24 protein-coding genes and 1 pseudogene are annotated in these 23,165 nt (G+C 70.9%); 6 read left to right on the top strand and 19 right to left on the bottom strand.

Annotated features, from left to right (window positions below; translation table 11 throughout):
* Nucleotides 1-6: 6 nt before the first annotated feature.
* The 6 genes from BST11_RS23870 to ruvC form a co-directional block, all read right to left on the bottom strand.
* Nucleotides 7-720 (bottom strand): hypothetical protein, encoded by a 714-nt coding sequence (locus BST11_RS23870; protein ID WP_083140719.1) that lies wholly within the window; start codon nucleotides 718-720, stop codon nucleotides 7-9.
* Nucleotides 721-866: 146 nt separating this feature from the next.
* Nucleotides 867-1,262 carry a DUF1304 domain-containing protein gene (locus tag BST11_RS23865; protein WP_083140718.1) on the bottom strand — a complete coding sequence of 132 codons (396 nt, stop codon included), beginning with the start codon at nucleotides 1,260-1,262 and terminating at the stop codon, nucleotides 867-869.
* A 54-nt stretch (nucleotides 1,263-1,316) separates the two neighbouring features.
* Complete coding sequence (locus BST11_RS23860; protein ID WP_083140727.1) at nucleotides 1,317-1,973, bottom strand: hypothetical protein; 657 nt, start codon at nucleotides 1,971-1,973, stop codon at nucleotides 1,317-1,319.
* Between the two features lie 101 nt (nucleotides 1,974-2,074).
* Nucleotides 2,075-3,124, bottom strand: coding sequence for a Holliday junction branch migration DNA helicase RuvB (gene ruvB, locus BST11_RS23855; protein ID WP_083140717.1), 1,050 nt, complete (start codon nucleotides 3,122-3,124; stop codon nucleotides 2,075-2,077).
* Nucleotides 3,121-3,711 (bottom strand): Holliday junction branch migration protein RuvA, encoded by a 591-nt coding sequence (gene ruvA, locus BST11_RS23850; RefSeq protein WP_083140716.1) that lies wholly within the window; start codon nucleotides 3,709-3,711, stop codon nucleotides 3,121-3,123. Before ruvA ends, ruvB begins: the two co-directional genes overlap by 4 nt.
* Complete coding sequence (gene ruvC, locus BST11_RS23845; RefSeq protein ID WP_083140715.1) at nucleotides 3,708-4,274, bottom strand: crossover junction endodeoxyribonuclease RuvC; 567 nt, start codon at nucleotides 4,272-4,274, stop codon at nucleotides 3,708-3,710. The genes ruvA and ruvC overlap by 4 nt, the downstream gene beginning before the upstream one ends.
* 142 nt (nucleotides 4,275-4,416) lie before the next feature.
* Between ruvC and BST11_RS23840 the strand changes: the two genes are divergently transcribed.
* Genes BST11_RS23840 through BST11_RS23820 form a run of 5 tightly spaced genes read left to right on the top strand, consistent with a single transcriptional unit; the run spans nucleotide 4,417 to nucleotide 7,998 of the window.
* On the top strand, nucleotides 4,417-5,028 hold the full coding sequence (locus BST11_RS23840) for a DUF4178 domain-containing protein (RefSeq protein WP_083140714.1): 612 nt from the start codon (nucleotides 4,417-4,419) through the stop codon (nucleotides 5,026-5,028).
* Between the two features lie 19 nt (nucleotides 5,029-5,047).
* Nucleotides 5,048-5,551: a DUF2617 family protein gene (locus BST11_RS23835; RefSeq protein ID WP_083140712.1), complete on the top strand. Its 504-nt coding sequence runs from the start codon at nucleotides 5,048-5,050 to the stop codon at nucleotides 5,549-5,551.
* Entirely contained in the window at nucleotides 5,548-5,979 is a 432-nt protein-coding gene (locus BST11_RS23830) for a DUF4247 domain-containing protein (RefSeq protein WP_083140726.1), read from the top strand. The genes BST11_RS23835 and BST11_RS23830 overlap by 4 nt, the downstream gene beginning before the upstream one ends.
* A gap of 31 nt (nucleotides 5,980-6,010) precedes the next feature.
* Nucleotides 6,011-6,466 (top strand): DUF350 domain-containing protein, encoded by a 456-nt coding sequence (locus BST11_RS23825; protein WP_083140710.1) that lies wholly within the window; start codon nucleotides 6,011-6,013, stop codon nucleotides 6,464-6,466.
* Nucleotides 6,463-7,998 carry a polyamine aminopropyltransferase gene (locus BST11_RS23820; RefSeq protein WP_083140708.1) on the top strand — a complete coding sequence of 512 codons (1,536 nt, stop codon included), beginning with the start codon at nucleotides 6,463-6,465 and terminating at the stop codon, nucleotides 7,996-7,998. Before BST11_RS23825 ends, BST11_RS23820 begins: the two co-directional genes overlap by 4 nt.
* Nucleotides 7,999-8,210: 212 nt before the next feature.
* Here BST11_RS23820 and BST11_RS23815 read toward each other — a convergent pair whose 3' ends face one another.
* From BST11_RS23815 to thrS, 11 genes are all read right to left on the bottom strand, one after another.
* Nucleotides 8,211-8,963 carry a YebC/PmpR family DNA-binding transcriptional regulator gene (locus tag BST11_RS23815; RefSeq protein WP_083140706.1) on the bottom strand — a complete coding sequence of 251 codons (753 nt, stop codon included), beginning with the start codon at nucleotides 8,961-8,963 and terminating at the stop codon, nucleotides 8,211-8,213.
* 27 nt (nucleotides 8,964-8,990) lie between these two features.
* The gene (locus tag BST11_RS23810) at nucleotides 8,991-10,376 is read right to left on the bottom strand and encodes an ABC1 kinase family protein (RefSeq protein WP_083140725.1); all 1,386 of its coding nucleotides are present in this window, start codon (nucleotides 10,374-10,376) and stop codon (nucleotides 8,991-8,993) included.
* A 105-nt stretch (nucleotides 10,377-10,481) separates the two neighbouring features.
* Nucleotides 10,482-11,078 carry a pyridoxal 5'-phosphate synthase glutaminase subunit PdxT gene (gene pdxT / locus BST11_RS23805; protein WP_083140704.1) on the bottom strand — a complete coding sequence of 199 codons (597 nt, stop codon included), beginning with the start codon at nucleotides 11,076-11,078 and terminating at the stop codon, nucleotides 10,482-10,484.
* The gene (tesB, locus tag BST11_RS23800; RefSeq protein ID WP_083140702.1) at nucleotides 11,075-11,911 is read right to left on the bottom strand and encodes an acyl-CoA thioesterase II; all 837 of its coding nucleotides are present in this window, start codon (nucleotides 11,909-11,911) and stop codon (nucleotides 11,075-11,077) included. The genes pdxT and tesB overlap by 4 nt, the downstream gene beginning before the upstream one ends.
* Before the next feature lie 9 nt (nucleotides 11,912-11,920).
* Complete coding sequence (gene pdxS / locus BST11_RS23795) at nucleotides 11,921-12,844, bottom strand: pyridoxal 5'-phosphate synthase lyase subunit PdxS (RefSeq protein ID WP_083140700.1); 924 nt, start codon at nucleotides 12,842-12,844, stop codon at nucleotides 11,921-11,923.
* 45 nt (nucleotides 12,845-12,889) lie between these two features.
* Nucleotides 12,890-13,918 carry an NUDIX hydrolase gene (locus tag BST11_RS23790; RefSeq protein WP_083140698.1) on the bottom strand — a complete coding sequence of 343 codons (1,029 nt, stop codon included), beginning with the start codon at nucleotides 13,916-13,918 and terminating at the stop codon, nucleotides 12,890-12,892.
* Nucleotides 13,918-15,042, bottom strand: coding sequence for a glycosyltransferase family 4 protein (locus BST11_RS23785; protein WP_083140696.1), 1,125 nt, complete (start codon nucleotides 15,040-15,042; stop codon nucleotides 13,918-13,920). The genes BST11_RS23790 and BST11_RS23785 overlap by 1 nt, the downstream gene beginning before the upstream one ends.
* Nucleotides 15,042-15,983, bottom strand: a complete 942-nt coding sequence (locus tag BST11_RS23780) for a phosphatidylinositol mannoside acyltransferase (protein ID WP_083140694.1) — start codon at nucleotides 15,981-15,983, stop codon at nucleotides 15,042-15,044. The genes BST11_RS23785 and BST11_RS23780 overlap by 1 nt, the downstream gene beginning before the upstream one ends.
* On the bottom strand, nucleotides 15,980-16,627 hold the full coding sequence (gene pgsA / locus BST11_RS23775) for a phosphatidylinositol phosphate synthase (RefSeq protein ID WP_083140692.1): 648 nt from the start codon (nucleotides 16,625-16,627) through the stop codon (nucleotides 15,980-15,982). Before pgsA ends, BST11_RS23780 begins: the two co-directional genes overlap by 4 nt.
* The gene (locus tag BST11_RS23770) at nucleotides 16,624-17,238 is read right to left on the bottom strand and encodes an ATP adenylyltransferase (RefSeq protein ID WP_372509692.1); all 615 of its coding nucleotides are present in this window, start codon (nucleotides 17,236-17,238) and stop codon (nucleotides 16,624-16,626) included. The genes pgsA and BST11_RS23770 overlap by 4 nt, the downstream gene beginning before the upstream one ends.
* Nucleotides 17,192-19,243: a threonine--tRNA ligase gene (thrS, locus tag BST11_RS23765; RefSeq protein ID WP_083140724.1), complete on the bottom strand. Its 2,052-nt coding sequence runs from the start codon at nucleotides 19,241-19,243 to the stop codon at nucleotides 17,192-17,194. The genes BST11_RS23770 and thrS overlap by 47 nt, the downstream gene beginning before the upstream one ends.
* A gap of 113 nt (nucleotides 19,244-19,356) precedes the next feature.
* On the opposite strand from thrS, the gene BST11_RS23760 reads away from it, so the two are divergent.
* Nucleotides 19,357-21,072, top strand: coding sequence for a Na+/H+ antiporter (locus tag BST11_RS23760; protein ID WP_244897763.1), 1,716 nt, complete (start codon nucleotides 19,357-19,359; stop codon nucleotides 21,070-21,072).
* A gap of 55 nt (nucleotides 21,073-21,127) precedes the next feature.
* Here the strand turns inward: BST11_RS23760 and BST11_RS23755 are convergent, their stop codons facing one another.
* Both BST11_RS23755 and BST11_RS29025 read right to left on the bottom strand, forming a co-directional pair.
* Nucleotides 21,128-21,751, bottom strand: coding sequence for a PaaI family thioesterase (locus BST11_RS23755; RefSeq protein ID WP_372509693.1), 624 nt, complete (start codon nucleotides 21,749-21,751; stop codon nucleotides 21,128-21,130).
* 27 nt (nucleotides 21,752-21,778) lie between these two features.
* Nucleotides 21,779-23,165 (bottom strand): annotated as a pseudogene (locus tag BST11_RS29025) (PE family protein); the annotation flags it as partial.

Here is a 23,165-nt window from a genome sequence, read left to right as displayed (position 1 = left end):
GCCCGCTCAGTCCTGAGGATGCGGCCAGCGCAGGTACGCCGCGCCCGAGGATCCGGCCGCCGCCTCACGGCGGCGGCGCCATCCTCGCTTGGGCTCGTACCGATCGACGCGCGGCTTGGTCAGCGCGCTCGATGACACGTCGGGCTCTGGTAGCCCCGACGCGTACACGGGTTCGCCGCCCGCCTCCGCGGGTTCCGCCGCCTCGGCGGGTTCGGCGTATCCGACGGCTTGCACGTCGCGCACGTCGCGCGCCAGCCGGACGGCGGTGCGCGCCAGCACCACGCCGCCCACGAACACGATCAGCGCGCCCAGGCCGGAGAAGTAGGAGACCTCGAGCGCGGCACGCTTGCGCTCGGTCGCGGCGATCGGGTCGCCGGCCGATCCGATGCCCAGCAGCGGGGCGACCTGGCCGCCTATCACGAACCACACCCCGGCCAGCACGGCCAGCCAGCCGCCCAGCATCGCCGCGATGCGGTTCCCGGCCAGGATCAGCAGCAGGCCACCGACGACGGTGGCGGCCCCCGGCAGCACCTCTAGCCAGCCGCGGGCCGTCGACCAGGCCCAGACCTTGTCGGGCGTGTAGGCGAAATTGAAACGCGGGCCGACGAACGGGATCAATGCGCCCCAGACCCCGAGAAGCACGAGGATCAATCCGCTGACCGCGCCGCGCGAACGTGGCATCGTCAACGCCCCCGGATGGTCCCTGTCTGCGTGTGACATGCGTCCCCCTTTTGGACCCCTTTTTCGAGCCCTGCTTGCGGGCCCCGTTTTCGAACACCGGCATTTCCGGCCCGGGGTGGGTACCCGAGCCCGCGCGGATGTAACCCGCGCGCCGCCAAAGCGCGCGATCCTTGTGACCGGTGGGGCTAGTGGTGCCTAGGTAGGCCGAGCGCCAGCAGCACGATGCCGATCAGCGGGACGGTGCCCTGGATCAGCGCCGCCCGCGCCTTGTCCGGCGCCGACAGCAACAGCACCGCCGCGGCGGCGACCATCGAACCCAGGCCCGCGAAGATCAGCGCGACCCCGACGGCGGTGTCCGCCATCGCGACCGCGGGAATGCCGAGGCCGGCGATGATCGCGAGGAACAGGTTGTAGAAGCCCTGGTTGAAGGCGAGCAGCTTGGTGGTCTCGGCCTCCTCGGCCGTCAGCCCGAACCTGGCTCGGGTGCGTTCCGAGGTCCAGGTGAACGACTCCATCGTGAAGATGTAGACGTGTAGCAACACCGCCAACGCCGTGACAACCAACCCTGCGGCGACGAGCATCGACCCTCCTCGCTAGTGGCCCGGCTGGCCCCGCGAGCAGAATACCGAGGATTTCTACACGCCGGCGTGGTGGTGGCGCCTGCGGAACAGACCGCCCCCGGCGCGCCGGTGGAACAACCCGCCGCGTTCGCGCTCGCGGGGCGCCGGCTCGGCGGACTCGTTGTAGAGGGGTGGCTCCGCGGCGGGGGCGCCGGCGGGCGCCACCGGAGCCGGCTCGGCCACGGCGACGTCGCGCGCGTGCCGGACGGCGACCCGCGCCAGGGCGGCCCCGCCCAGGAAGACGATCAGGGCGCCCAGGCCGGTGAAGTAGGTGACGTCGAGCAGGGCCCGCTTCAGGTCCGCCGAGGCCGCCGGCTGCCCGACGTCCCCGATGCCCAGCGGCGCCGCGAACGGGCGGCCGACCACGAACCAGGCTCCGGCCAGCACCGCAAGCCAGCCGCCGACCATGGCCTTGCTACGGGTGCCGGAGACGAGCAGGATCAGGCCGCCCACCGCGGCGACGACCCCGGGGAACACTTCCAGCCAGCCCTTCGCCGCGGTCCACGTCCATGCCGGGTCGTTGGCATATGCCCAGTCGATATTGGGCCCGAAGAACGGTACCAACGCGCCCCAAGCGCCCAGGAGGATCAGGATCAGCCCGATCACCGCGCCGCGGGTGCGGGGCATGTACCGGGCGCGAGGGTGTTCGTAACCGGGGGCCGTGTGCGTCATCAGAATCGCCTCCAACAGGTAGTCAGCTAACTGCGGGGATACCCGATCGGCGATGTTGTAACCGCCCGCCGGCGCAGTCTCGACGCGGTCAGCCTCGCCCGCTAGTCGAACAGGCCGGGTTGGCCCAGCCCCGTCGTCCCGGCCGGCGGCACCAGGCCCAGGTGCGTCCACGCCTGCGCGGTGGCCACCCGGCCGCGCGGGGTCCGCGCGACCATGCCGGCCCGCACCAGGAACGGCTCACAGACCTCCTCGACGGTGGCGGCCTCCTCGCCCACCGCAACCGCCAGCGTCGACACCCCGACCGGGCCGCCCCCGAAGCCGCGGGTCAGCGCCGACAGCACCGCCCGGTCCAGCCGGTCCAGGCCCAGCTCGTCGACGTCGTAGACCTCCAAGGCCTGCTTGGCGACGTCGCGGGTGATCACGCCGTCGGCGCGCACCTCGGCGAAGTCGCGGACCCGGCGCAGCAACCGGTTGGCGATCCGCGGCGTCCCGCGCGAGCGGCGCGCGATCTCCGCGCCGGCCTCGGCGCCCAGCTCGATGCCGAGGATCCCCGCCGAGCGCGCCAGCACCCGCTCCAGCTCGGCGGGCTCGTAGAAGTCCATGTGCGCGGTGAACCCGAACCGGTCGCGCAGCGGCCCGGTCAGCGCGCCGGACCGGGTGGTCGCGCCGACCAGGGTGAACGGCGCCACCTCCAGCGGAATCGACGTCGCCCCGGGCCCCTTGCCGACCACCACGTCGACCCGGAAGTCCTCCATCGCCAGGTAGAGCATCTCCTCGGCGGGCCGCGCGATGCGGTGGATCTCGTCGATGAACAACACGTCGTGCTCGACCAGGTTGGACAGCATCGCGGCCAGGTCCCCCGCGCGCTCCAGCGCCGGGCCGGACGTCACCCGCAACGACGAGCCCAGCTCGGCCGCGATGATCATCGCCAGCGACGTCTTGCCCAGCCCCGGCGGGCCCGACAGCAGGATGTGATCCGGTGTGCCGCCGCGGTTCTTGGCCCCCTCGATGACCAGCTGCAGCTGTTCGCGCACCCGCGGCTGGCCGATGAACTCGCGCAGCGACCGGGGCCGCAGGCTGACGTCGATGTCGCCCTCGCCCGACACCAGCGCCCCCGAAACCTCGCGCTCGGCGAAGTCGTCGTCGTTCATTTCTTACCCAACATCGACAGCGCGGCGCGCAGCGCGCCGGACCGGCTGGCCTCGGGCTCGTTCGCCAGCACCTTGTCGGTGGTCTCTTCGGCCTGTTTGGCGGCGAAACCGAGGCCAATGAGGGCCTCCACCACGGGATTTCGCACCGCGTGACCGTTGACGGCGGCCGGCGTTCCCGCGGCGGGCGCCGGCCCTACCTTGTCGCGCAACTCCAGCACCATCCGTTCGGCGCCGCGTTTGCCGATGCCGGGCACCCGCGTCAGCGCGGCGACGTCGCCGTCGTGCAGGGCCTGCCGCAGGGCCGCGGCGTCGTGGACGGCCAGCGTCGCCATCGCCAGCCGGGGCCCGACACCCGACACCGACATCAGCGTCAGGAACAGGTCGCGGGTTTCGTTGTCGGCGAACCCGTACAGCGTCATCGAGTCCTCGCGCACGATCATCGCGGTGACCAGCCTGGCCTCGCTCCCGGACCGCAGCGTGGCCAGCGTCGACGGCGTGGCGTTGACCCGGTAGCCGACGCCGGCCGCCTCGATGACCACGTGGTCGAGCGCCACCTCGAGCACCTCGCCGCGCACCGAGGCGATCATCGGGCGGCCTTCAGCCTGGCCTGCAACTTGGCCCGGTACGCGTGCCGCTGCTGGGCGGCGAGGGCTTCCGCGGCGGCCATCCGGGCGATCATAGGCGCCCGCCAGCAATGGCAGATGGCCAGAGCCAGCGCGTCGGCCGCGTCGGCCGGCGTCGGTTTGGCTTGCAGCCCAAGGATTCTGGTGACCATCGCGGTGACCTGCGCCTTGTCGGCGGCCCCGTTTCCGGTGACCGCGGCCTTCACCTCGCTGGGGGTGTGGAAGTGCACGTCGATGCCGCGCCTGGCCGCCGCCAGCGCGACCACCCCGCCGGCCTGCGCGGTGCCCATCACCGTCGTCACGTTGTGCTGGGAGAACACCCGCTCGATGGCGACCACGTCCGGTTCATGGGTCGCCAGCCAGTGCTCGACGGCGTCGCTGATGGCCAGCAGCCGCTCGGCCAGGCGCGCGTCGGAGGCGGTGCGCACCACGTCGACGTCGAGCGCGACGACGCTGCGGCCGTGCCCGCCCTCGACGACCGACAGCCCGCATCGCGTCAGCCCGGGATCGACGCCCATCACCCGCATATCGGCCCGCTCCTTCGTACGAACAGCTGTTCGATAGCCTAACGGGCGGCGCCGACACCTGCCGGTAGGACACGCGGCCCGACCCGGCGAAAGCTGTTAACTTATAGCCCAGCTCGAGCCCTGCGGCAACGAAAGGTGTGGCGTGGGAACGGTCCTGGTCCTCCTGGCAGTGGCGCTGTTCATCGCGTCGATCGTGGTCCTTTCGATCGCGTTGCGGCGGCCCAAGCAGCAGGCCAGGCCGGGCGCCCGCCAGGATCCGCTGTCCTTCAACGCGATGCCGCAGTTCGGGCCCCGCCAGCTCGGGCCGGGCGCCATCGTCAGCTATGGCGGGGTCGACTACGTGGTCCGCGGGTCGGTGACGTTTCGCGAGGGCCCGTTCGTGTGGTGGGAGCACCTTTTGGAGGGCGGCGACCAGCCGGTCTGGTTCAGCGTCGAGGAGGACGACGGCCGCCTGGAGCTGGCCATGTGGGTGACGCGCAAGGACGTCTCGCTGCAGCCGGGGGGCCCCTACGTGGTCGACGGGGTGACGTTTCACGAATCCGAGCGCGGCCGCGCCTCCTACACCACCGAAGGCACCACCGGGCTACCGGCGGGCGGCGAGATGGAATTCATCGACTGCGCGAACGCCGACGAGAGCGCCCTGCTCTCCTTCGAGCGCTGGGCCCCCGACATGCCGTGGGAGATCTCGACGGGCAAGCCCGTGCTGGCCGGCGAGCTCACCGTCTACCCCGCGCCCCCAGCGTCGTCCCCTTAGGCCCCGAGGATCGCCGCCGGTGCCCCTTCATCAGCTCGCCGTGACCCCGGCGGACGTGTCCGGCGAACGGCTGGGGCTCGCGCTCAACGCGCCCGCGCCCGCGCCGCTGGCCACCAGTTCCCTGCGCCACCCCCACGGGGGTGAGCTGCTGCTCGGCGTGCTGGGCGCCTCGCATGTCATCGCGGTAGAACACGCGAAAGGCCGCTTCTCCGAACAGGTTTCGTGTACGGCCCGCGGCTTCGGGATGGACCTGCCCGACCATACCGACGCGCCCGGCTACAGCCTGCGGTCGCGCACCGAAACCCGCGACGAGGCCAGCTTCCGCCGCCTGGCGGCTGAGCTGCGCGAGCGGTGCGCCCGTCGGCCGGGCTGGCTCGGCGGCACGTTTCCCGGCGACGACGCCGCGCTGACCGCCCTGGCCGCCGAACCCGACGGCGCGGGCTGGCGGTGGCAGACCTGGCACCTGTACCCGTCGGGCTCGGGCGGCGTGGTGGTGCACACGGCCAGCCGGTGGCGCCCGTGAGCCGCAACCGCCTGTTTGTGACCTCCGGCGCGTTGGCCGTCGCCGCCGTCGTGTCGCTGATCTCCGGATTGGTGTTGCTGCACAAGGACATTGGGTCCTACGTCGCGGGCCACTATCACGAGTACTCCCGCGACGCGAACGGGACGCGCTACGCCTGCACCGGACCGCCCGACCAGGTCGCCAACACGCTCGCCGCCTACGCGGCCCCCGAGGCGCGCGCCGCCAACGGCGCCAGCCAATACCTGCGCTACAGCAACGACATCGTCATCGTCGGGCCCGACGGCGACCACCCGTGCAGCATCCGCGTCGAACCGCTCAGCGCCGGCTACAGCCACGGCGCGTTCATCTTCCTCGGCCCCGGGTTCTTCCCCGGATCCCCGTCGGGCGGCGCCGGCGGCTCCTCCGGCGGCCCGGGCGGGACCAAGTGATGGCTTAGCGATTCGAGCAAAGGAGACAACCATGTACCTCGCAGTCGAAATCGGAACCGTCGACGTCAATCCGGTCCTGAAAGGCGCGCTCGCGACGATCCTGTACTTCGCGGTCGGCATGGCCGTGCTTCTCATCGGGTTCTACATGGTCGACTGGCTGACCCCGGGCAAGCTGCGCCAGCTGGTGTTCATCGATCGCCGGCCCAACGCCGTCGTCGTCGCGGGCGCCATGTACATCGCGCTCACCACCGTGATCATCAGTGCCATCACCAACAGCTACAGCCAGCTGGGTCAGGGCCTGCTGGGGGTGGCAGTGTACGGGTTGATGGGCGTGATCCTGCTGGGCGTAGCGATGCTGGCGATGCACCTGCTGATCCCGGGTAGCTTCCACGAACACATCGACGAGGCCGAGCTGCATCCGGGGTCGTTCGCGGTGGCACTGATACTGCTGGCCGTGGGAGGAGTGACGGCCGCGGCGCTGTCATGACGCCCCCGGGGCGCTGGCGCGCCGTGCTGCTGGCGGCGGTGGCGGCCTGTGCGGCCTGCGGCATCATCTACGAGCTGGCGCTGCTGACGCTGTCGGCCAGCCTCAACGGCGGCGGCATCGTCGCCACGTCGCTGATCGTGGCCGGTTATATCGCCGCGCTGGGCGCGGGCGCCCTGCTGGTCAAGCCGCTGCTGGCGCACGCGGCGATCGCCTTCATCGCCGTCGAGGCGTCCCTCGGCATCGTCGGCGGCCTGTCGGCGGCGGCGCTGTACGTGGTGTTCGCGTTCCTGGACGGCTCGGTCGGCTCGACGTGGGTGCTGGCGGCGGGCACGGCCCTGATCGGCGGCCTGGTCGGCGCCGAGGTGCCGCTGCTGATGACGCTGCTGCAACGCGGCCGCAGCGCCGGGCCCACCGACAGCGGGCGCACGCTGGCCAACCTCAACGCCGCCGACTACCTCGGCGCGCTGCTGGGCGGGCTGGTGTGGCCGTTCCTGCTGCTGCCGCACCTCGGGATGATCCGCGGCGCGGCGGCCACCGGCATCATCAACCTCGCCGCCGCCGCCGTCGTGGCGGTGTTCCTGCTGCGCCGCGTCGTTTCCCCGCGGCAGCTGGCGACCGCGCTGTGCGCGCTGACCGCGGCGCTCGGGCTGCTGGCCACCCTGCTGGTGCGGTCGGCCGACATCGAAACGACAAGCAGGCAACGGCTTTACGCCGATCCGATCATCGCCTACCGGCACACGCCCTACCAGGAGATCGTGGTCACCCGCCGCGGCAACGACATGCGCCTGTACCTCGACGGCGGCCTGCAGTTCTCCACCCGCGACGAATACCGCTACACCGAAAGCCTGGTCTACCCCGCGCTCGGGAACGGTGCGCGCTCGGTGCTGGTGCTCGGCGGCGGCGACGGCCTGGCGGCGCGCGAACTGCTGCGCCAGCCCGGCGTCGACAAGATCGTGCAGGTCGAGCTCGACCCCGCGGTGATCGAGTTGGCGCGCACCACCATGCGCGACGCCAACGGCGGCTCGCTGGACAATCCCCGCGTGAACGTCGTGATCGGCGACGCGATGAGGTGGTTGCGCGAAGCCGGCTCGGCACCCTTCGACGCGGTCATCGTCGACCTTCCCGACCCGGACACCCCCGTGCTGGGCCGGCTGTATTCGACCGAGTTCTACGCGCTGGCCGCCCGCGCGCTGGCCCCCGGCGGCCTGATGGTGGTGCAGGCGGGCAGCCCTTTTTCCACCCCGACCGCGTTCTGGCGCACGGTGTCGACGATCCGCGCCGCCGGCTACGCGGTGACGCCGTATCACGTGCACGTGCCGACGTTCGGCGACTGGGGCTTTGTTTTGGCCCGGCGCGGCGCGGTCCCGCCCGTCCCGAAGGTGCCGCCCGACGCGCCCCCGCTGCGCTTCCTCACCCAGCCGGTGCTGGACGCGGCCACCGTGTTCTCCGGTGACATCGGGCCCCGCCCGCTCGAGCCGTCGACCCTGGACAATCCGCGTGTCGTCGACGACATGCGGCACGGCTACGACTAGCCGGGGCGCACCCGCTATCGCATGCGCTATCGCATTGGAAAGCGCATCATGCCCCGGTTTTTTGTTATTCGAGTGACCTGTGTGATGAGGGCCGAGCTGGCACACCAGCCACATCGGTCACGTATGTCCCTGCGGGGCTTGGCACAACATCTTCTCCAAGTCGATGTCGCGGGCGCTATCACATGGGCTAGTCGGGCCGAGCGAGCTACAGCTCACTCCTCGATCTGCGCCAGGATCTCGTCGGGGATGTCGGCGTTGGTGTAGACGTCCTGGACGTCGTCGCTCTCCTCCAGCGCGTCGACGAGCCGCATCACCTTGACGGCACCGTCGGCGTCGAGGGGGACGGTCACCGACGGCTGGAACCCCGCCTCGGCGGAGTCGTAGTCGATGCCGGCGTCCTGCAGCGCGGTGCGCACCGCGACCAGGTCGCCCGGCTCGGTGATGATCTCGAAGCTGTCGCCGAGGTCGGTGACGTCCTCGGCCCCGGCCTCGAGCACCGCGGTCAGCACGTCGTCCTCGGTCAGGCCGTTCTTCTCCAGCGTGACGACGCCCTTGCGCGAGAACAGGTAGGACACCGAGCCGGGGTCGGCCATGGTCCCGCCGTTGCGCGTCATCGCCACCCGCACCTCGCTGGCGGCGCGGTTGCGGTTGTCGGTCAGGCACTCGATCAGCACCGCGACGCCGTTGGGCGCGTAGCCCTCGTAGGTGATGGTCTGCCAGTCGGCGCCGCCGGCCTCCTCGCCGGCGCCGCGCTTGCGGGCCTTCTCGATGTTGTCGTTGGGCACCGAGCTCTTCTTGGCCTTCTGGATGGCGTCGTAGAGCGTCGGGTTGCCCGCCGGGTCACCGCCGCCGACGCGCGCCGCGACCTCGATGTTCTTGATCAGCCGGGCGAACATCTTGCCGCGGCGGGCATCGATGACGGCCTTCTTGTGCTTGGTGGTGGCCCATTTGGAATGGCCGCTCATCGCGTACTACCTCTTTTTTGGTTTCTGTTACTCCGAAAGTTCGCCAGACGAGTCTACGTGTGTGGTGCGGTGACCCCCGCCGGGCGGGAAGAATCCCGGCACCCAGCGCTCGATCAGCGTGGCGTACGCCACATGCGCGTCGAGCTGCACGGCGACGCCGAGCAGACCACCGAGCGTGCGTAGCAACATCACGTAGCCGGGCGGCACGGTCAGCTGCCGGGCCAGTTTGAACCGGTCCGCGAACCCTTCGGCCAGGGGGTCGGCGGTGACCAGCGCCGAGTTCTGGAACCACTCGCGGGTGAAATGGAATTCGCCGGACCGCAGCGGGTCGATGTAGGCCCAGAGCGGCCCGAGGTAGTCCACCAGTTGCTCGGCGGTCAGGTCGTAGTCGCGCGGCATGAAGCCGAGCTTCTTGAGCAGCCGGATCGCCTCGTCCCACTGCTCGTCGCGCGCCCAGCACAGCATTTCGCCGAACTCGGCGGGCACACCGCCGGGGTGCTCGGCGACCGCGCCGAAATCGATGACCCCGAGGCGCCCGTCGGCCAGCACCATGAAGTTGCCGGGGTGGGGATCGGCGTGCACCAGCCCGACTCGCGCGGGCGAGCTCAGGGCGAATTCAAGGAGCAAGGCGCACACGGCATCTCGTTCGCCGCGGGCGCCCGCGGCGATGATCGCCGAAAGGCGCCGGCCCTCCATCCACTCCGAGACGATGACCTTCGGCGCGCTGGCGATGACCGCCGGGACGGCGAACTTCTGGTCTCCCGCAAAGGCTTTCGCGAAGGCACGCTGGTACTCGGCCTCCTGGCGGTAGTCCAGCTCCGCCTCGATGCGCTCGCTGACCTCGGAGACGAGCCGGTCCACCTCCGCTCGCGGCACGATCTGCTTTGCGACCCAGGAAAACCGTTGGATCAGCTTCAGATCCGCGCGCAGCGCCTCGTCCGCGCCGGGGTACTGGACCTTGACGGCGACCTCGCGCCCGTCCTTCCACGTGCCCTTGTGGACCTGCCCGATGCTCGCGGAGGCGACCGGGGTGTCGTCGAAGGACTCGAAGCGTTCGCGCCACCTGGTGCCGAGCTGCGCGTCGAGCACCCGGTGCACCTTGGCGGCCGGCAGCGGCGGGGCCTCGGTTTGCAGCTTGACCAGGGCGTCGCGGAACGGATCGGCAAATTGCGGCGGTATGGCGGCCTCCATCACCGACAGCGCCTGGCCGACCTTCATCGCGCCGCCCTTGAGCTCGCCCAGCACCTGGAACAGCTCGTCGGCGGCTTTTTCCAGGAGTTCCGCGTTGACCTCTTCCCTGGATTTGCCGGTCATCCGCTTGCCGACGCCCAGCGCGGCACGCCCGGCCACCCCCGCCGGGAGGCTCGCCAGCTTCGCGACGCGCCCCAACCCGCCCCGCACGATGTCGGCCATCAGCTCATCATGCCCGGTCTCGACCACCTCGGGACTGCGCACAGCGCCGCGCGGACTTCGCGCGCTGGTGCGCAGTCCCGGCGGCCGTGACCGGTGTCCGGGCAGCTACGCCTCGCCGGTGACGATGTCGACGAACATGTGGTGGATGCGGCGGTCGCCCGTCACCTCGGGGTGGAACGCCGTCGCCAGCATCGGGCCCTGGCGCACCGCGACGACGTGTCCCGCCGCCCGCGCCAGCACCCGCACCCCGTCGCCGGTCCGCTCGACCCACGGGGCGCGGATGAACACCGCGCGCACCGGCTCGTCGAGACCCGCGAAGCCGATGTCGCCCTCGAACGAGTCGACCTGCCGCCCGAAGGCGTTGCGCCGCACCGTCATATCGATCGCGCGCAGGGGCAGCGCCTGCCGCCCGCGGGCGCCGGCGTCCAGGATCTCGCTGGCCAGCAGGATCATGCCGGCGCACGCGCCGTAGGCCGGAAGCCCGTCGGCGAGCCGCCGGCGCAGGGGCTCGAGCAGGTCCAGATCGACCAGCAGATGGCTGATCGTGGTCGACTCGCCGCCGGGAATGACCAGGCCGTCCACCGCGTCCAGCTCGGCGCGGCGGCGCACCGGCATCGCCTCGGCCCCGGCCTCGCGCAGCGCCGCCAGGTGCTCACGGGTGTCGCCCTGCAGCGCCAGGACCCCGATCCTCGGGGCGCTCACCGCCGGTATCCCCGCTTGAAGCGGGTCAGCCCCTCCTGCATGACCGCCGCCACCATCTCGCCCGACTGCGTGAAGATCTTGCCCTGGCACAGGGAGCGGCCGCCGCTGGCCGACGGCGAGGACTGGTCGTAGAGCAGCCACTCGTCGGCCCGGAACGCCCGCATGAACCACATCGCGTGGTCCAGCGACGCGACCTGCAGGTGCTCGCGCACGTCGAGGTGGTTGACCTGGGCCGATCCCAGCAGCGTCAGGTCGCTCATGTAGGCCAGCGCACAGATGTGCAGCACCGGGTCGTCGGGCAGCGGGTCGCGGTGGCGGAACCACACCTGCTGCTGGGAGGCCTTGCCCGGCGAAAGCGTCAGCTGCTCGCGCGGCACGATGCGGATGTCCCACTCCTCGAACTGCTTGAACCCGGCGTCGTCGAACACCTTCATCGAGTCCAGGCCGGGCAGGCCGTCGGGCGGCGGCGCGGCCGGCATGTCGTCCTGGTGGTGGATGCCCTCCTGGTCGGTCTGGAAGGACGCCCCCATGCTGAAGATGATTTCGCCGTGCTGGATGGCGTTGACGCGCCGCGTGGTGAACGACCCGCCGTCGCGGGTGCGCTCGACGATGAAAACGGTGCGCTCCAACGCGTCGCCGGGCCGCAGGAAGTAACCGTGCAGCGAGTGCACCTGGTAACGCGGGTCGACGGTGCGCACCGCCGACACCAGCGACTGGCCGGCGACGTGGCCGCCGAATGTGCGCTGCAGGAAACCCGATTCCGGGCTGAACACGCTGCCGCGGTAGATGTTGACCTCGAGTTGCTCGAGATCAAGGATCTCTTCGATCGCCACGGGCCGTTTTTACCAGCCGCGTTCGGCCAGCCGGTGGGGCTGCGCGATCTGCTCGACGTTGATGCCCACCATCGGCTCGCCCAGGTTGCGCGACACCTTGGCAAGCACGTCGGGATCGTCGTAAAAGGTAGTGGCCTTGACGATCGCTGCGGCGCGGTGCTCCGGGGCGCCGGACTTGAAGATGCCCGACCCGACGAACACTCCCTCGGCCCCGAGCTGCATCATCATCGCCGCGTCGGCGGGGGTGGCGATGCCGCCGGCGGTGAACAGCGTCACCGGCAGCTTGCCCGCCCGCGCCACCTCGCGGACCAACTCGTAGGGCGCCTGCAATTCCTTTGCCGCCACGTACAATTCGTCCTCGGACAGCGATGTCAGTCGGCGGATCTCACCGCTGATCGCGCGCATGTGGGTGGTGGCGTTGGAGACGTCGCCGGTGCCGGCCTCGCCCTTGGAGCGGATCATGGCCGCGCCCTCGCTGATGCGCCGCAGCGCCTCGCCGAGGTTGGTCGCGCCGCACACGAACGGCACGGTGAACTTCCACTTGTCGATGTGGTGGGTGTAGTCGGCGGGGGTCAGCACCTCCGACTCGTCGATGTAGTCGACGCCGAGGCTCTGCAGGATCTGCGCCTCGACGAAATGCCCGATGCGCACCTTGGCCATGACCGGGATCGTCACCGCGGCGATGATGCCCTCGATCATGTCGGGGTCGCTCATCCGCGACACCCCACCCTGGGCGCGGATGTCGGCCGGCACCCGCTCCAGCGCCATCACCGCTACCGCGCCGGCACCCTCGGCGATGCGGGCCTGCTCGGGGGTGACGACGTCCATGATGACGCCGCCCTTGAGCATCTCGGCCATGCCGCGCTTGACCCGCGCGGTTCCCGTCTGGCTTCCCTCGCTCGAGTTCACTGGCTTCTTCTCTTCCTCAGACATTGCGCTTCCACTCTAATCGTGAGCGACAAGCGAGTTTTCTCGCGATCAGCGGATCGACTCGAGCGCGCCCGCGTTGCGGGCGTCGTCGGCCAGGCGGTTGGCCACCGGCAGCAGTTCGCCCAGCTGCCGGGGGTACACCTGCTCGCCCGACGCGGTCAGCGCGGCGATGTCTTTCGCGTCACACCAGCGGGCGCCGTGGATGTAGCTGCGCTCCAGCTCGGTGCGGCCGCCGAGCGACGGCTCGAACCGGCGGGTGCGGTGGACCAGGTAGAACTCCTCGCTCTCGATCAGCGAGCCGTTGAACTCGAACACCTCGTCGCGCCGCCAGACCGGCCCGACCAGCTCTGCCGGGTCGACACGCAGCCCGGTCTCCTCGGCGAGCTCCCGCGCGGCGGCCTCGGCCAGCCGCTCGCCGTTGCCCACCTCGCCGCCCACGGTGAACCACCACCTGGGCGCGACGCCCTCGGTGATCGCCGGGTCCGATCCGCACAGCAGCAGCACCGCCCCGGTCTCGTCGAGCAGCACCACGCGTGCCGACGTCCGGTGATTGGGTACGCCGCGCTCGTGCGCCAACGCCTGCGGCCGCTCGACGATCTCGAAATAGCTTGGCAACGCGGCGGTTCCGCCGAGCCGAAAGGCGCGCACCAGGCGCCGTTCGGCCAGCGCCAGGGTGTCCCGGACGGCATCGTTGTGGAACCGGCGGGCCAGCACCACCCGGGCCTCGGCGTCCGCCAACTCGGCGATCAGCCCCGCCGGCAGCGACGCCGGGTCGACCGTCGCCAGGGCGGCCGACAGCTCGTTCTCGCACGACTCCCGCGCGGGCCGGGGCGCGCGTTCGGCGGCGTCGGCCAGCGCCGTCAGCCGGCGGCCCTCGGGAGAGCTCCCGTACCCGTCGATCGCGACGGCGCGGGCCACCACCGCGCGCCGCGCCAGTGCCCCGTCGAGCGCCTGCCACGACAGGTCGTAGCGGACGTGCAGCCGGTCCAGCCGGTGGGCCGTGCGGTACGCCCAGCCCGCGGCCGCGATGACCAGCGCCACCAACACCAGGACTGCGGCGACGACCAGCCAGACCATCAGCCGGCCACCTGAACCTTGGCGCCCGACGCGGCGACCGTCTCGTACACCCGCGTGATCTGGTTGGCCACGACCGACCAGTCGTATCGGTGCACGGCCGCCGAGGCCGCCGCGGCGTAGCGCCGCCGCAGCGCCTTGTCGCCCAGCACCTCGATCAGCGCGTCGGCCAGCGCCCCCCCGTCATCCACCGGCACCAGCCGCCCGCACTCGCCGCCGCACAACACGCGCCGGAACGCGTCGAGATCGCTGGCCACCACCGGGGTGCCGGCGGCCATCGCCTCGACCAACACGATCCCGAAGCTCTCCCCGCCGGTGTTGGGCGCGCAATAGACGTCGGCGCTGCGCATCGCCGACGCCTTGCCGGCGTCGTCCACCTGACCCAGAAAGCGGACGTGCTTCACCAATTCGCCTGCCTGGCTGGATAATTCGTCCTCGTCGCCACGCCCGACGATCAGCAGCTGCAGATCGGGATAGCGCTCGACCACCCGCGGCAGCGCCTCGAGCAGCACGGCCATGCCCTTGCGGGATTCGTCGTAGCGGCCCAAGAACAGCACCGTTTTGCCCTCCCGCGGGTACCCGTCCAGCCGCGGTGCGCGGGCGAACGAATCGACGTCGACGCCGTTGGGGATTTCCACCGCGTCGGTTCCCAGCGCCTCCATCTGCCAGCGCCGGGCCAGGTCGGACACCGCGATGCGGCCGACGATCTTCTCGTGCATCGGGCGCAGGATGCCCTGGAAGACGGTCAGCGTCAGCGACTTGGTGGTCGACGTGTGAAACGTCGCCACGATCGGTCCCTCGGCGATGTTCAGGGCCAGCATCGACAGGCTCGGCGCGTTGGGTTCGTGCAGGTGCAGGACATCAAATTCGCCTTCGGCGAGCCACTTTTTGACCTTGCGGTGGGTGGCCGGGCCGAACCGCAGCCGGGCCACCGACCCGTTGTAGGGAATCGGGACGGCCTTGCCGGCGGAGACGACGTAGTCGGGCAGGGCGGTGTGCGGCGACACCGGCGCGAGCACGCTCACCTGATGGCCGCGGCCGTGCATCACCCCGGCCAGCTGCAGGACGTGCGACTGCACCCCGCCCGGCACGTCGAATGAGTAGGGACAGACCATCCCGATCCGCATCAGGTTTGCCTCAGCCTCGCGCGCCGCTCGGCGGGCAGGTCGGCCAGCCACTGCGGCTGCATCATGTGCCAGTCCTCGGGGTGGGCGGCGATGTTTTTGGCGAACTGGTCGGCCAGCGCCTGCGTGATCGCCTGCACGTCCCCGGAGGTGCAGTCCAGTGCCGGATGGATTTCTTGCTTCCAGCCTGGGCCGTCATGGTCTTCGAACCAGCAGTGCGTGGGCAGCAGCGCGGCCCCGGTCGCGATGGCCAGCTTCGCGGGCCCGGCCGGCAGCCGGGTCGCCTCGCCGAAGAACTCGACCTCGACACCGGTGCGGCTGAGGTCGCGTTCGGCCATCAGGCACACCACCCGGTTGGCGCGCAGCCGTTCGCAGAGCACCTCGAACGGCGGCCGGAAGTCGCCCCGATCACCGCCCGAGAGCGGCAGCACCTCGAAGCCGAGGCTTTCGCGGTATTCGATGAATCTCCGGTACAGCGACTCGGGTTTGAGTCGCTCCGCGACCGTGGTGAACCTGCCGTGGGTCTGCGCCAGCCACACCCCGGCCATGTCCCAGTTGCCGCTGTGCGGCAGGGCGACCACCGCGCCGCGCCCGGCGGCCAGCGCGGCGTCCAGGTGGTTCTGCCCGAGGACCGAGTCGTGCAGCCGGCGGGCCAGCGCGGGCAGGTCCATGGTCGGCAGGCGGAAGGCCTCCCGCCAGTAGCGGGCGTAGGAGGCCAGCGAGGCCCGCATCAGCGCGCCGGGCACCTCGTCGGGCGCGACGCCGATGACGCGGGCGAGGTTCTTGCGCAGCTGATCGGGTCCGCCGCGGCGGGCCGCGTAGCGCGCCCCGGCGCCGAACGCGGTGCGCGCGGCGAATTCCGGCATCGTCCGCACGGCCATCCAGCCCGCCGCGTACGTCCAGTCGGTGGCGTGCGCCCCCATCGCGTTCAGACCGGGGATCATGGTTCGCCGGTTCCCGTCATGGGGTCCCCGGCGCCGGGCGATGTCCGCACCGTGCGCAATCGCTGCCAGCAGGTGATGAGGCTGGCCGCCGCCAGCAGCCACATCGCCACCGGCAGCGCGGGCGGCCAGGCCACCACCGGGAAGTCCGACACCCCGGCCCCCACCAGGACGATGATCAGCCGCTCGGGCCGCTCGATCAGGCCCCCGTCGCCGCGCAGCCCGCTGGCCTCCGCGCGCGCCTTGATGTAGGAGATCACCTGCGAGGTGACCAGGCAGATCAGGGTCGCGGCCACAAGCGGTTTGTCGCGCAGGCCGAAGGCGGCCCACCACAGCAGCCCGCAGAACACCGCGCCGTCGCTGACGCGGTCGCACGTGGCGTCGAGCACGGCGCCGAAGCGGGTGCCGCCACCCTTCTCCCGGGCCATCGCGCCGTCGAGCATGTCGAAGAGCACGAAAAACCAGACCACCAGCGTGCCGGCGAACAGCTTGCCCATCGGGAACAGCGTCAGCGCCCCCGCGACCGCCACGATGGTGCCCAGGACGGTGACGGCGTCGGGCGTCAGCCCCACCCGCAGGCAGGCGCGGGCGGTCGGAGTGGTGAGCCGCGCGAACGCCGCCCGGGACAGGAACGGCACTCGGCTCATGCTTGTTTCGTCCACTCCGTGGCCAGCAGCTGGCGCGTTTCGCGCAACAACTGCGGGATCACCTTGGATCCACCGATGATCGTGATGAAGTTCGCGTCGCCGCCCCAGCGGGGCACCACATGCACGTGCAGATGCTCGGCCAGCGAGCCCCCCGCCGACGTGCCCAGGTTCAGCCCGACGTTGAAGCCGTGCGGCCGCGACACGTTCTTGATGACCCGAATCGCCTTCTGGGTGAACGCCATCAGCTCGGCGCTCTCCGCCTCGGTCAGGTCCTCGAGCTCGGAGACCCGCCGGTAGGGCACCACCATCAGGTGGCCCGGGTTGTAGGGGTAGAGGTTGAGCACGGCATACACCAGCTCGCCGCGGGCGACCACCAGGCCGGCCTCGTCGGACAGCCGGGGGATCTCGCTGAACGGCTGGTCGAACTTGCCGTTATCGCGCTTGAGCGGCGCCTCGGCCAGGTAGTTCATCCGGTACGGGGTCCACAACCGCTGCAGGTGGTCCTCCTCGCCGACGCCCGTGTCCAGGATGGTGTCGTCGGCGCGATCCGAGGCCTTCTCCCGATCAGCCACCGTCGACCACCTTGACCAATTCGGCTGTGGGAGCCACATTTTCGTGGTCCGCGATCCACTTGACGATGGCGTCGACCGCGCTGTCACGCGGCACACCGTTGATCTGGCTGCGGTCACCGAAGCGGAAGCTGACCGCCTCGGCCTGCACGTCGCGGTCGCCGGCCAGCAGCAGGAACGGCACCTTCTGGCCGGTGTGGTGCACGATCTTCTTGGCCATCCTATCGTCGCTCGCGTCCACCTCGACCCGCACGCCGTGTGACTTCAATTGTGCGGCAACGCGTTCCAGGTACGCGACGTGTTCGTCGGCGACCGGGATGCCGACCACCTGCACCGGCGCCAGCCACGCCGGGAACGCGCCCGCGTAGTGCTCGGTGAGCACGCCGAAGAACCGCTCGATCGACCCGAACAGCGCGCGATGGATCAACACCGGGCGCTGCCTCGTGCCGTCGCTGGCCGTGTACTCGAGGTCGAACCGCTCCGGCATGTTGAAGTCCAGCTGGATGGTCGACATCTGCCAGTTGCGGCCGAGCGCGTCACGGACCTGCACCGAGATCTTGGGGCCATAGAACGCCGCGCCCCCGGGGTCGGGGACCAGATGCAGGCCCGAGGCCTCGCCGACCTCGCGCAGCACCTCGGTGGCCTCGTCCCACATCTCGTCGGGGCCGACGGACTTTTCCGGGTCCTTGGTGGACAGCTCCAGGTAGAACTCGTCCAGCCCGTAATCGGCGAGCAGGTCGAGGACGAAGCGCAGCAGCGAGGCCAGCTCGTCGCGCATCTGCTCGCGGGTGCAGTAGATGTGCGCGTCGTCCTGGGTCATGCCCCGCACCCGGGTCAGGCCGTGCACCACGCCGGACTTCTCGTAGCGGTAGACGCTGCCGAATTCGAAGAGCCGCAGGGGCAGTTCGCGATACGAGCGCCCGCGCGAGCGGTAGATCAGGTGGTGCATCGGGCAGTTCATCGGCTTGAGGTAGTAGTCCTGACCGGGCTTGCGCACCGTGCCGTCGTCGTTGTACTCCGCGTCGATGTGCATCGGCGGGAACATGCCGTCGGCGTACCACTCGAGGTGGCCGGACGTGACGTAGAGCTGCTCCTTGGTGATGTGCGGGGTGTTGACGAAATCGTAGCCGGCCTCGAGGTGCTTGCGCCGCGAATACTCCTCGAGTTCGGCGCGCACGATCCCGCCCTTCGGGTGGAAAACCACTAGGCCCGAACCGATTTCGTCGGGGAAGCTGAACAGGTCCAGCTCGGCGCCGAGCTTGCGGTGGTCGCGGCGCTGGGCCTCCTCGATGAGCTCCAGGTGGGCCTCCAGCGCCTCCTGCGACTCCCACGCCGTCCCGTAAATGCGTTGCAGGCTGGCATTTTCCTGGTCGCCCCGCCAGTAGGCGGCCGAGCTTCGGGTCAGCTTGAACGCCGGGATGTGCTTGGTGGTGGGGATGTGCGGTCCCCGGCACAGGTCGCTCCAGACCCGTTCGCGGGAACGGGGATTGAGGTTGTCGTAGGCGGTGAGCTCGTCGCCTCCGACCTCCATGACCGCCGGGTCCCCGGACTTGTCGTCGACGAGTTCGAGCTTGTACGGCTCGTCGGCCAGCTCGGCGCGCGCCTGGTCCTTGGACTCATAGACCCGCCGGTCGAACAGCTGGCCTTCCTTGACGATCTGGCGCATCCGCTTTTCCAGCGCCGCCAGATCCTCCGGCGTGAACGGCTCGGCCACGTCGAAGTCGTAGTAGAACCCGTCCGCGATCGGCGGCCCGATGCCCAATTTGGCCTGGGGGAACAGGTCCTGAACGGCCTGGGCCAACACGTGCGCGGTCGAATGCCGGATGACGCTGCGGCCCTCGTCGGTGTTGGCCGGCACCGGGATCACCTCGGCGTCGGCGTCGGGCACCCAGCTCAGGTCGCGGAGCTTGCCCGCGGCGTCGCGCACCACCACGATCGCATCGGGCGCGCCGCGCCTCGGCAGCCCGGCCTCGGCCACCGCCGCCGCCGCGGTGGTCCCCGCGGGCACCCGGATCGGGGCTGGCCAGGCGGGGTGTGCGGCGGTCATCGCGGTGTTCTCCAAGGCTCGGTGGGTCGACGACCATGCTATCCGGGCGCTCGCAGGACAAGCAGGGCCGTCGGCCGGCCGCGGCTGACCACACCCCGTTGCGCTTCGGCACAATTGGGGCCATGGGGGCGCAGACCGTCTTGATCTTGCTGCTCGGTGCCGTCGGAGTCATCGTGGCGGTGAACTGGGTCAGCGAGCGGATCGGGCTGCCCAGCGCGGCGCTGCTCACCCTCGTCGGCATTGGCTACGCGCTGCTTCCGGGCCCGAACATCGCCCTGCACCCGGATGTCGTGATGACCTGGATCCTGCCGCCGCTGCTGTTCAACGCCGCGCTGGAGTCGTCGCTTGTGGGGATACGCCGCAACTTGCGCACGGTCATCAGCCTCTCGGTGGTTCTCGTCCTGGTGACGGCGGCGTCGGTCGGTGTCGCGTTCGGCCTGCTGGTCGGCGGCGCGACGGTCGCGGCGGGCATCGCGATGGGCGCGGCGGTGGCGCCCACCGACCCGGTGGCCGCGCTGGCCGTTGCCCGCAGAGTTGGTCTGCCGCTGAACATCGCGACGCTGATCGAAGGCGAGGGACTGCTCAACGACGCCACCGCCCTGACAACGTTTTCGGTTGCCGTCGCCGTGGCGAGCGGCGCCGGATTCTCGGTGCCGTCGGTCATCGGCGAGTTCGTCCTCGCGGCCGCGGGTGGTCTGGCCGTGGGCCTGGCCCTCGCATTCTGCCGGCGCGTGCTGCGACGCTTTACGCACGATGTGCTGACGGCCAACGCGGTCTCGCTGGCCACCCCGTTTGTGGCCTACCTCGCCGCCGAGGCGCTCCACGCCTCCGGCGTGTTGGCGGTGGTGGTTTGCGGGCTGATCGTCGGGCACGACTCGCCGCGCTGGGAATCGAGTGCGAACCGACTGCAGACCCGAGCCGTCTGGCAACTCGCGAACTTTCTGCTTGAAGGCCTGGTGTTCTTGCTGATCGGTGAGCAGTTTCCGGGCATCGTCGACGATCTCGGCGGCTATGAGCTGTCGACCATCATCCTGGCGGTCGCGGTTACGGTGGCGACGGTGCTCCTGGTGCGCCCGTTGTGGCTGTCGCTCACGCAGTTGCTGCCACGCCAGCTGCACACCCGGCTCGGAAACGTCTCCGACGGCGCCACGACGACGGACGACGGCGACGGGCCGCGGCGGCGCAGCTCGGAACGGCTCAGTAGCCGTGAGGTTTTCGTGCTGAGCTGGGCCGGCGCTCGCGGTGTGGTAAGCCTCGCCGCGATTTTCGCGGTCCCGTTTGTCACCGACAGCGGTGCGCCGTTTCCCGACCGGGACCTGTTGCTGTTCTGCGTCTTTGCGGTCGTGCTGGTGACCCTGGTCGGGCAGGGCAGCACGTTCGGTCCGGTGGTGCGCGCCCTCGGATTGCGCGCCGACGCCGTCGACGAACTGCGTCTTCGCAATCGGGCTCGCGCGGCCGCGCTTCAGGCCGCACTCGACAGGCTCGAGGAGCTGAGGCAACAGGGCGGTGATGACGGCGGCGTGGGCGGCGGTGGCGTCGATGTCGCGGCCATCGAATCGGTGCGCGAGCTGTTGTCCGCCCGCCTCGAGCGTTTTCGGCGTCGCCTCGATCTCCTCTCGGATGTCGATGAGGTACCGACGTCATCTCGCTACGAGGCCGTCGTCGCAATACGCAGGGCGGCCATCGACGCGCAGCGCGACGAACTGTTGCGTTGGCGCGACGCCGGCATGCTGCCCGACCGGAGCCTTCGCGCGATCCAACGCGAACTCGACCACGAAGAGGGCACGCTGCCGATGAGTGTCCCGGCGGCACACCGGCCCAGCCGCTGAACCCACCAAGCGCGAATCCCGCGACCATTGGGAGGAGAGCGAAAGGCGTTGTGGCTCAAGGCTGTCCGGGCTTGAGCCGCACGAACAGCGCCTCGGCCTCGGTCAGCAGCGTGTCGCCGTCGCGCAACGAGCCCGAGACGAAGATCTTGCGCCCGTCGACCCGGTCGACGCCCGCATCGAACTGCAGTTCCTTCTCGATCGGCACGCTGTGGCGGTAGTCGATCTTGAGGTAGGCGGTGCGCTGGTAGGGGCCGCCGGTCAGCACCGAGGACGTCAGGCCTAGCACGCTGTCGAACAGCATGCCCAGCGCCCCGCCGTGCACGGCGCCGTTGCGCCCCAGGTGAAACCGGGCGAAGCGGGCCCAACCGTGGATGCGGTCGTCGTCGCCCTTGCTCGCCTTCATCGGGATGCTCAGGATGTTGCCGCGCATGGGCAGGTCCATCCGGCGCCCCGACGGCGACTCCCACTCGTCGGCGTCGTACGGGGTCAGCAGCGCGGACACCTTGTCCAACAGGTCGGCGGCCTCGGTGATCACCTCGTCGGGCGCGTCGACGGCGCGGGCGTGGTCCTGTAGTTTGCGCACCGCGTCGACGAAGCGGCCGTAGTCGGGGCCGCCCTTGGTCGTCGGTTCGGGCGGGTTGAAACCCCCGCCGGGGTGTCGTCGATGGTCGCCGGCCACCAGCACACCGTAGCGGTGGTCCTAGGGCTAGGGGCCGCCACCGTTACCGCCTCGGCCGCCAGTAGCTACATCTGGGGAGTTGCCATTGGCAACGGCGGCTCCGCCGCCGCCGCCGCCGCCGACGCTGGCTATGCCGCCGGCACCGCCAGTGGCTGTGGCATTGCCGGCGCCGGCGGTCTGGCCGGTTTTACCGTCAGCGCCGGCGCCCCCGAGGGTTTGGCCGGTGCCGCCCGGGCCTCCCTGGCCACCGGCGTAGATGTCGGCGCTGCCGCCTTGGCCGCCGCCCGCGCCGGGGCTGCCGGCGACCCCAGCGCCGCCACCACCACCGCCACCGGCGCTGAACGCGCCGGAGGTGCTGCTGACAAAGCCGCCGTGACCACCGCTACCAGTGGCGCTAAAGCCGCCGGCAGCGAAGGCGCCGCCGATGCCGTCACCGCCGATGGCAAATGCGCTGCTGCCGACCCCGGCAGCTCCGCCGCCGCCACCACCACCGCCGGGACCTCCAGACATGGCCTGGGCGCCGCCGCCGCCGAAACCGCCGCCACCGGTGGCGACGTCCCCGAGGAAGACGCCGGCGGTGGCGTTGCCGCCCTTGCCGCCGGTGCCGCCCGTGCTGCCGCTGCCGCCGGCCGTGCTGAGTCCGCCGGCACCGCCACCACCGCCCCCACCGCCAGCAGCGCTGGCGCCACCGAAGAGGTTGTTGTTCTGGGTGCCGCCATTGCCGCCATTGCCGCCGTTGCCGCCGTGGCCGCCGGTGACGCCGGTGCCGCCGTTGCCGCCGTTGCCGCCGTTGCCGCCGGTACCCGAAACGGCGGTGGCACTGGCGGTGAAGGTTCTGTCGCCGCCGTTGCCGCCGAGGCCGCCCTGACCGCCGACGCCGCCGGCGCTGTTACCGCCGTTGCCGCCGTGGCCGCCGTCGCCGGGGGTACCAAAGGCGGTGGTTGTCGCGCCGCCGCCGTTGCCGCCGGTTCCGCCGGTACCCCCGGTGCCCGCGCCGCCCGCACTGGCGCCGGCGCCGCCCGCGCCGCCACCCGAGCCGGCGGCCCCGCCGTTGCCGCCGTTGCCGCCGTGGCCGGCACCGGAACCCGTGTCGGCGGCGCCGAGACCGCCCTGGCCGCCCTGGCCGCCGTTGCCGCCCTGCCCGCCATCGCCGTTGGCGCCCGCATGGCCGAGCAGGACCGAGCCCTGGCCACCCGCACCGCCCTGGCCGCCGCCGCCGCCCGGACCGCCGTCGGTGCCGTTGCCGCCGTTGCCGATGCCGCCGGCACCGGCCCCGCCGATCCCGCCGGTCCCGCCCACACCGCCGATGCCTCCGGCACCGCCATCGCCGTGCAGCAGCCCGCCGTTGCCCCCGGCCCCGCCGTTACCGCCGAACCCGCCGACGCCGCCCTTCGTGGCCGTGCCGGCATTGCCC

Origin of the sequence: Mycobacterium alsense (genome assembly GCF_002086635.1) — a bacterium.
GTDB classification, from domain to species: Bacteria; Actinomycetota; Actinomycetes; order Mycobacteriales; family Mycobacteriaceae; genus Mycobacterium; species Mycobacterium alsense.
Note: the sequence above shows the minus strand (reverse complement) of the source record. Positions and strands in the feature narration are given on the sequence as shown.